Source organism: Pantoea sp. ME81 (assembly GCF_903970985.1).
In the GTDB taxonomy this organism is placed as follows: domain Bacteria; phylum Pseudomonadota; class Gammaproteobacteria; order Enterobacterales; family Enterobacteriaceae; genus Pantoea; species Pantoea communis.
Genome location: NZ_CAJCKS010000373.1, coordinates 1 through 742 on the forward strand (window position 1 = coordinate 1; position 742 = coordinate 742).

General features: G+C 56.1%; 1 pseudogene. It reads right to left on the reverse strand.

The window, feature by feature from the left end:
• Positions 1-168, reverse strand: a pseudogene (locus H7A81_RS27910) (RNA polymerase subunit sigma-70); the annotation flags it as partial.
• Positions 169-742: the final 574 nt, after the last annotated feature.

Sequence of the window (742 nt, forward strand, 5' to 3'; positions counted from 1 at the left end):
CTGAATCACATCTTCCACTAATGCCTGGTCGGTGAGTTGTTGGCGTATTTGCCCGCGTATCACCGGCACTAGCGCTTTGAGCAGTCGGGTGTAGGCGAGCTGATCGCCCGCCTGCGCCTGTTCCATTAGCGCGGGCCAACTTTCGCGCGCGCTATCACTTGCTTGCATAATCCGCCTTGAAACAATTACGCCTTGGTGCTGGCCGCTTGCAGCGCATTCACCACAATGCTCGGTGTCAGCACTTGCGGTAGCACTTTTGGCGGCCCGCCATCGGCGGGGTAAACCAGATACATCGGCAGTCCGCCCTGACCAAACTCGCTCATGGCGTCATCGACATCGGGATTAAACTTGGTGGAGTCCGCCACCATATACACCGTACCGGTTTTTGCCAACGCGTCTTTCACTGCCTGCGTCGAAAGAGAGGTTTTTTCATTCACCTGACAGGTAATACACCATGAGGCTGTGAAATCGACAAAGATGGCTTTACCGTGTCCACGTTGAGAGGCGACGGCTTGCGGTGTCCACCTCTCTTTAGTGAGCTGGCTGGCTACCTGGTCACCTGCCAGCGCTGCGCCCGGTTGAATTAACTGCGGCAGTGGGGCCAGCACGGCGATAACCAATACGGCGGTCACGGCGAACAGCACTTTATGGCCTTTACCGGCAAAGCGGCGATGTTTCGCCATCCCATATAGATCCGCAGAGCACACGGCTGAACTCCAGTCACATTCAGAAATCTCGTATG